The following is a 6,508-nucleotide window of genomic DNA, read 5'->3' as shown; positions in this document are numbered from 1 at the left end:
TTGAGTAGAAAAATCCGTTGTGAGTTAATCTCTGTTTGGGTGAAAATTGCAATAAGCGCACTTTTTTCAGTATAACCGATAATTCATCAACTTATTTATTTTTTATTCCTAAGCAACAAATTCGCCTGCCCTATGTCGCTTATCTCACACCCGAATTAGTTGCACAATTTGGCAATCTTGCCACTTTACCCCAAAGTTTTCCCTTAATTGCACAAATAGTTTCACCCACCGATATCGTTGAAGATATCTTTCTCAAAGCACAGGAATATTTAGCATCTAGCTGTCAGGAAGTCTGGTTAGTTTTTCCCGAAAGTCGTTTAATATTCGTGATGACTCAAAATCAAATATTGACATTTCGATCCGGCGATACCGCCAGCACCCAACAAATCCTGATCGGTTTTAGCATCGATGTCGATCGATTGCTAGCTTAAACTAAATTCTACAACCTTTCATGTAGCAGCACGCGACACAAAACTCTCCTCTAGCCGTTGCACCAGTTCTGAAATCAAATTGCTACAATATGTTTAAGAATCCTCAGTCCGCCTTCGCGGACTTCGTTTGTAGAGCATCGGAATTCTATTCGGTGGTATTGAATTAATATCCTACTATTATCGGAGCAAACCGCCATGTCAGACGACTTTTCCTTAGACGAGCTTTTAAATAGAAGTTACTACGCCTTCAAAGAGGCAGAAAACCAAGTGGGACAGTGCAATGTTTTAGTCATCGGCAAAACCGGCGTCGGCAAAAGTACCCTGATAAATTCCGTTTTTCGCCAACGCTTAGCAGAAACCGGAGTCGGCCGCCCTATCACTCAAGGCATTCGCCAATATACCAAACCGAATTGCCCAATTACCGTCTACGATACTCCCGGACTCGAACTCAACGCCGAACAAATTAAAGTTATTCAATTAAACGTTGCTAAACTAATTGAAGACCAAAGACTCCTGCACCCCAAAGAACACATTCACGTCATCTGGTACTGCATCAATCACAGCGCCAATAGAATAGAATCTGTGGAGGAAAACTGGCTCAAAGAAATGGAAGTCAAAGATGTACCAGTTATTCTAGTGCTGACTCAGACGACATCTAAAAAGCCGAGCGAGTTTTTCAAGCAACTGGAACACATGAATTTGCCAGTCAGTCAAATCATCCCTGTGATGGCTGAACCGGAAGAAATAGATGAGGATTATACCGTAAAATCTCACGGTTTAGATAAGTTGGTAGATGCAACCTTTCAACTGCTACCGGAAGTAGCTAAAAAAGCTTTTGTTAAAGAACAAATAGCAAATATTGCGCTCAAATCCGATATGGCATTTAAGTATCTAAGTGCTTATGTTGCAGGTTCTGCGATTGTCGGTGCGACTCCTGTACCGTTTGCTGATGCGCCGATTTTGATGACCATGCAAACGGCAATGATTGCTAATATTACTGTGATTTTTGGAATGCCCTTTGATAAGGGGTTTATTTCGGCGATGCTGTCTGCTATTAGCGGCGCTGGCGGGGTTACTGCTGTCGGCAGAAGTATTGTTACTAATTTGATTAAAATGATTCCTGGTGCGGGTACTGTTGTCGGCGGTGCAATCTCCGGGGCAACGGCAGCAACTCTCACGCTTGCCCTCGGTTTGGCTTACATTGAAGTGCTTAAAGCTTATATGAAAGCTCAAATTAATGGGGAACAACTTTCTTTGCAGCAGTTAACCAAGATGTTTGTGGATTTTTATAAGGATTATGCTAGTTCTGGGCGTAAAACTTTGAAGGATGACAAACCGAATCAACCTAAGCCTCCCAATCAAATTAATATTGAGTAAATTGGGCAGGGGGCATAGGGCAGGGGGCATAGGTTATTTGTTAGTTCCAATTCCCAATTCCCAATTCCCAATTCCCAATTCCCAATTCCCAATTGATTGCTACAATATCAGTGAATTCTGCAAAAAGGAGTAAATAGCTATGGTAATGGCTGCCGTTTTATCAGAAAATGTTTCTCTAGAAGACTTTATGGCTAATCCCCCCGACGATATGGAATGGGTGGACGGGCAAATCGCGGAGAAAAATGGCATGACAGTAAAACACAGTCGAATCCAATCTAGACTAGATCGTTCTTGGGGAAATTACAAAGATTCTAGCGGACAAGGTGGCGAAGTGTATACAGAAGTTCCTTGCCGTACTGACAGGCGAGTGCGCCGTCCTGATGTAGCTTATCTGACTCCTGAACTTGTTGCTCAATATGGCGATGTTCCTACTTTGCCTCAAAGCCCGCCGTTAATTGCAGAAATAGTTTCTCCTACTGATATTGCGGAAGAGATTTTTCTTAAAGCACAAGAGTATTTAGATTCGGGTTGTCTGGAAGTTTGGATTGTTTTTCCAGAAAGTTGCTGGATAATTATAATGACTCAAACTCAAAAGTTAACTTTTAACTTGGGTTCTACAGTCAGCACTCAGCTAGTGCTGCCGGGTTTTAGTGTTGCGGTTGATGAGTTGTTGGTTTGAAGGTAAAGACTAATTAGGTATAAGTGCTTTGTGGCACAGTTCCCCCGTGAAGCTTGTAATAATTTGTGAAAAAGTCATTGACAAAATGCCGTAGCTTGCGGGGCGGGACGCCATCGCTCGCCCAGCCAATTAATAAAAAAAAATTATCAATAAAAAATGGAGTTGTAAAATTGCACAAAAGCACAAACAGCGGTAAAATACTGATTGCTTTGTTTGCAAATCTAGCGTAAATTCCAATTGGGGAATTAAAACCAATAATTGAAATATGTCTAAGACTTACACTGTTGAATTGATCCACCAAGGCACTACTTATACCGTAGAAGTACCCGAAGATAAACAAATTCTCCGCGCCGCCAACGCCGCCGGCATTGAGTTGCCGAGTTCTTGCAATGCGGGAGTTTGTACTACTTGCGCTGCTAAAATTATTGAGGGTCAAGTCGATCAAGTTGATGGCATGGGCGTTAGTCCCGAACTTCAGGCAGAAGGTTATGTGTTGCTGTGTGTTGCTTATCCCCGATCGAACTTGAAGATAGAAACCGAAAAAGAAGACATTGTGTACGATCGCCAATTCGGTAAATCCTAGGACTAAGCTAAAATTGAGCTAAGTACCGATCGCAGTAAAACCACTATGGATCGCCCGATGACTACCCATTTCATTTCCGCAGAAGTTGACCTCCACGATACCGCCGAAGAATTGCACTCGGCGATTGAAATTGAACTGCAAAAGCACGGCGAACCCCTGCGGTGGGCAGTCACAGACGTGGATGTCGATCGGCAAAAGGCTGTGGTAGAAGGCTACGTGCTCGTGGAAGCATCCCCCGCAACAGTGTGAACCGGCGCCCTTTAACAGTGGTTTTGATAGTCCCCACAGGCGTTGGAGCCTCGATCGGGGGCTTTGCAGGAGATGCGCTGCCCGTGGCTAGGGCGATCGCCCAAATTTCAGACACCCTGATCACTCACCCCAACGTCCTCAACGGCGCTCAACTTTATTGGCCGATACCTAACGCTCTCTACGTTGAAGGTTACGCCCTTGACAAATTTGCTGCCGGATGCTGGGGACTGCAACCGGTACATCAAAATCGCATCGGCTTAATCCTAGATTCCGCGATCGAACCAGACTTGCAGTTGCGGCACTTGCAAGCCGTTGATGCTGCCAGAGCTACATTGGGTTTGAATATAACCGATTATGTTTTAACCGATCGCCCTCTGCAAGTAGAATTGCGTATTTCTGAATCAGGGGCATCTTGGGGGACGATCGGCAATCCCGACAGTTTATTGCGCGCTGCAGAAAAATTAATCACACAAGCAAGAGTAGAGGCGATCGCAGTTGTGGCCAGGTTTCCCGACGATGAAGGCAGCCTCGCCCTCGAAAACTACCGCCGCGGCAAAGGAGTTGACCCCCTCGCCGGCGCGGAAGCTGTGATCAGCCACCTCGTCGTCAGGACGTTTAAAATCCCCTGCGCCCACGCCCCCGCGTTGTCTGCGCTTCCCCTCGATCCGCACCTGTCACCGCGATCGGCTGCTGAGGAAATCGGCTATACTTTCCTACCTTGCGTGCTTGCCGGCCTCAGCAAAGCTCCCCAATTGATACCGCCAGAAAGCCAGCAGCACAATCAATTATCAATTACCGCCGATCGAGTGGATGCGGTGGTGATACCCGCCACAGCCTGCGGCGGCAGTGCTATTCTGAGTTTGAGTGGGCGATCGTCGGTACAAATCATCGCTGTCGGCGACAACAAAACCCAGATGCAGGCGACTCCAGAAAAACTCGGAATCAAAGCTTTGCAGGTAAACTCATATTTAGAGGCGATCGGAGCGTTGGTCGCTTTGCGAGCCGGCATCAGTCCAGCTTCCTTGGGTGCAGATATCTCCTCCCTGCGTTGTTTGTCTGACTCAACAAAACAAATCTAAAATCTCAAACCTCAAATCTAAAAGTGATTAAGTGGCAGAAAAAATTCCCGAAAATCCTGAAATTGAACCCTTGACGCGCACCCAAGTTTTAGTAGCAATGGGCGTGACAGCAATTATGTTGCTGGCGGTAGCTAAATTGTGGTTGCTATTTGGATCGGTATCGCTTTTGCCAGTCAAATTGATAGGAATGGACTTGCTAAAAGGATGTGCGATCGGACTGGCAATTACAGGTGGCAGTGCGATCGTTTATCACCTCTGGCCGGGTTATCGCCGGAGTGCGGATGTTTACTTGGAAGTAGTGCTCAAACCTTTGTTTTGGCCAGATTTAATTTGGCTGGGACTACTGCCGGGACTTAGCGAAGAATTGCTATTTCGAGGCGTGATGCTGTCTGCTTTGGGATTGAATGTTACCAGTTTAGTTTTATCGAGTTTTTGTTTCGGTATTCTGCACTTGGGAGCCCTGGATCAGTGGCCTTATGCTGTTTGGGCAACGGCTGTCGGATTGCTGTTGGGTTACAGCGTTTTAGCTACTGGGAATTTGTTAGTCCCAATTACGGCTCATATCTGCACGAATTTGATTTCTAGCTGTGTTTGGAAGTGGGAACACAATCTGGTGAAGCGGTAGCTTGATCACAATTCCAAAGTGATTGAAATCGCGCCTGCGCCGAATATGGCAATAAATGCTAACGCGCAAGGGGGTTTTTAGATTGAACGAACCGCGAAGACGCTAAGAGCACGTTCGGCGAAGCCGTTCCCGTTCCCCGCAGGGGTTCGGTGAAGGGTAGGGTAGGAAGAGGAAGAGTTCACAGATGAGAAAAGGTTTTAACCGCCGAGTTTTATCTGTGTTAAGGCAGTTTGTAACTGCTCGATCGCACAATCAACTCACCTTGACGCGGATCGCGGCTGAAGATAAAAGCTCCTTCTTGAGTTTCGTCGCTTGACAAAAAATCAATTTGCTGGTCGCCGGATTCCAAGACTTCGCCGTTGACGCGCAATTCGGCAATAATTTGCACGGATTCTGCTGTTTCACCACCCGTGTTAGTTACTGTAAATGGCACGTAAAATTGCCCTTGATTTTCGCGAATAGGCGTGTTCCGAGTGACAGAAATAATCGGAGGTTCCTGCTTTTTAGTCACCCAGTTGTAGATTACGAGTCCGATGAGGATAGAAAGGATCGAGCAGGCGATCGCAAATGTCACCCATTCAGCAGGAGTTCTTTTTTGTTGCTGTTGGTTATTACTTTCACTCATACCGCCAACCTCCCCGCCGCGCCGCCAACAGCCGCCGGCAATCCCAATACTAACGTATAGTTCAACCAAATCGACCACGGGTCGTCAAAACTGAGTTTGTGGAAGAAAAACATCATAAATGCAGAAGCCGCCAGCGACACTAAATACGCCATGACAGTTTCGCTGAGGGGACGCTGAAAAATCCCTTGCTGCTGCTGCCGTTTTGCTTGATAAGTAAAGCCTGCTACAAATACAATACCGTAGGAAATTAGCAACGAAGCGGCGATAATTCCTAATTGCCAAGGCGGCGAAATACCTGCCGCTAGCATGGGAATTTCGTCAGTTGGGGCGATGTTGAAAGCAATGATCATCGCGCCGATTAAAGTAGCGCCGATATCTGCTACAGTTGCATTAATGGTAGGTTCCTTTTCGCTGTCTGAACTTTGATAGCGATCGCCACTCAAGAAACCGTTGGCCAGGGCTACTCCCAACGCAAATGGCAGGCCTTCAAAGATGATTTTCCCCAAAGTTTCTTGCAGCGGAGTCTGCGGGGTAATTTCCCTGAGCAAAAACAGGACAAAAGCCGCGCAGACAATGCCGATGGCCATCGCTTCTACGGTATCGATTGCAGCATCTAGCCAGCGGATATCTTGAGTTTTGCGAAAACCTTCCGTGCGAGTCAACAAGAAAACGACGAGAAAAGTAGTTGCGATCGCGATCGACATTTCCGCTGATGTAGTATACGAACCGATCCACCAAACCTCCATCGTATAAAGCAGGGGAATCCCGAACAAAAAGCCGCCCGATGCACCTCGAATGATGTCGTTTAGTTCCTTTGACCACTGATTTTTACGTCTTTTTGATTTCTTCATTTTTTAGTT

General features: G+C 46.2%; 9 protein-coding genes. 7 read left to right on the top strand and 2 right to left on the bottom strand.

Translation table 11 applies throughout. The annotated features are described in order from the left end of the window. The first annotated feature begins 35 nt into the window (after nt 1-35). From QUA36_RS27515 to QUA36_RS27485, 7 genes are all read left to right on the top strand, one after another. On the top strand, nt 36-431 hold the full coding sequence (locus tag QUA36_RS27515) for a Uma2 family endonuclease (protein WP_333459750.1): 396 nt from the start codon (nt 36-38) through the stop codon (nt 429-431). Between the two features lie 195 nt (nt 432-626). After that, nucleotides 627-1,808, top strand: a complete 1,182-nt coding sequence (locus tag QUA36_RS27510; protein ID WP_333459749.1) for a GTPase — start codon at nt 627-629, stop codon at nt 1,806-1,808. A 139-nt stretch (nt 1,809-1,947) separates the two neighbouring features. Further along, nucleotides 1,948-2,487: a Uma2 family endonuclease gene (locus QUA36_RS27505; RefSeq protein WP_333459748.1), complete on the top strand. Its 540-nt coding sequence runs from the start codon at nt 1,948-1,950 to the stop codon at nt 2,485-2,487. Nucleotides 2,488-2,752: 265 nt separating this feature from the next. Continuing rightward, on the top strand, nt 2,753-3,070 hold the full coding sequence (locus QUA36_RS27500) for a 2Fe-2S iron-sulfur cluster-binding protein (protein WP_333102813.1): 318 nt from the start codon (nt 2,753-2,755) through the stop codon (nt 3,068-3,070). A 57-nt stretch (nt 3,071-3,127) separates the two neighbouring features. Next, complete coding sequence (locus tag QUA36_RS27495; protein ID WP_333127563.1) at nt 3,128-3,319, top strand: hypothetical protein; 192 nt, start codon at nt 3,128-3,130, stop codon at nt 3,317-3,319. Continuing rightward, nucleotides 3,316-4,398: a DUF3326 domain-containing protein gene (locus QUA36_RS27490; RefSeq protein ID WP_333459747.1), complete on the top strand. Its 1,083-nt coding sequence runs from the start codon at nt 3,316-3,318 to the stop codon at nt 4,396-4,398. Before QUA36_RS27495 ends, QUA36_RS27490 begins: the two co-directional genes overlap by 4 nt. A 31-nt stretch (nt 4,399-4,429) precedes the next feature. After that, entirely contained in the window at nt 4,430-5,023 is a 594-nt protein-coding gene (locus QUA36_RS27485; RefSeq protein WP_333158637.1) for a CPBP family intramembrane glutamic endopeptidase, read from the top strand. 220 nt (nt 5,024-5,243) lie between these two features. On the opposite strand, the gene QUA36_RS27480 is transcribed toward QUA36_RS27485, so the two are convergent. Together QUA36_RS27480 and QUA36_RS27475 are read right to left on the bottom strand one after the other, a co-directional pair. After that, the gene (locus tag QUA36_RS27480; protein ID WP_333459746.1) at nt 5,244-5,648 is read right to left on the bottom strand and encodes a TIGR02588 family protein; all 405 of its coding nucleotides are present in this window, start codon (nt 5,646-5,648) and stop codon (nt 5,244-5,246) included. Further along, the gene (locus QUA36_RS27475) at nt 5,645-6,499 is read right to left on the bottom strand and encodes a TIGR02587 family membrane protein (RefSeq protein ID WP_333459745.1); all 855 of its coding nucleotides are present in this window, start codon (nt 6,497-6,499) and stop codon (nt 5,645-5,647) included. The genes QUA36_RS27480 and QUA36_RS27475 overlap by 4 nt, the downstream gene beginning before the upstream one ends. Between the last annotated feature and the right edge of the window lie 9 nt (nt 6,500-6,508).

The sequence above is a fragment of the Microcoleus sp. Pol10D4 genome, assembly GCF_036701555.1.
Lineage (GTDB): Bacteria > Cyanobacteriota > Cyanobacteriia > Cyanobacteriales > Microcoleaceae > Microcoleus.
The sequence above is the reverse complement of the archived record's forward strand: the minus strand, read 5'-3'. Positions and strand labels throughout refer to the sequence as shown.

Excerpts from the sequence above, each read along its gene's own strand:
- QUA36_RS27510 (WP_333459749.1), top strand. The coding sequence starts at position 627 with ATGTCAGACGACTTTTCCTTAGACGAGCTTTTAAATAGAAGTTACTAC.
- QUA36_RS27505 (WP_333459748.1), top strand. The coding sequence starts at position 1,948 with ATGGTAATGGCTGCCGTTTTATCAGAAAATGTTTCTCTAGAAGACTTT.
- QUA36_RS27500 (WP_333102813.1), top strand. The coding sequence starts at position 2,753 with ATGTCTAAGACTTACACTGTTGAATTGATCCACCAAGGCACTACTTAT.
- QUA36_RS27495 (WP_333127563.1), top strand. The coding sequence starts at position 3,128 with ATGACTACCCATTTCATTTCCGCAGAAGTTGACCTCCACGATACCGCC.
- QUA36_RS27480 (WP_333459746.1), bottom strand. The coding sequence starts at position 5,648 with ATGAGTGAAAGTAATAACCAACAGCAACAAAAAAGAACTCCTGCTGAA.
- QUA36_RS27475 (WP_333459745.1), bottom strand. The coding sequence starts at position 6,499 with ATGAAGAAATCAAAAAGACGTAAAAATCAGTGGTCAAAGGAACTAAAC.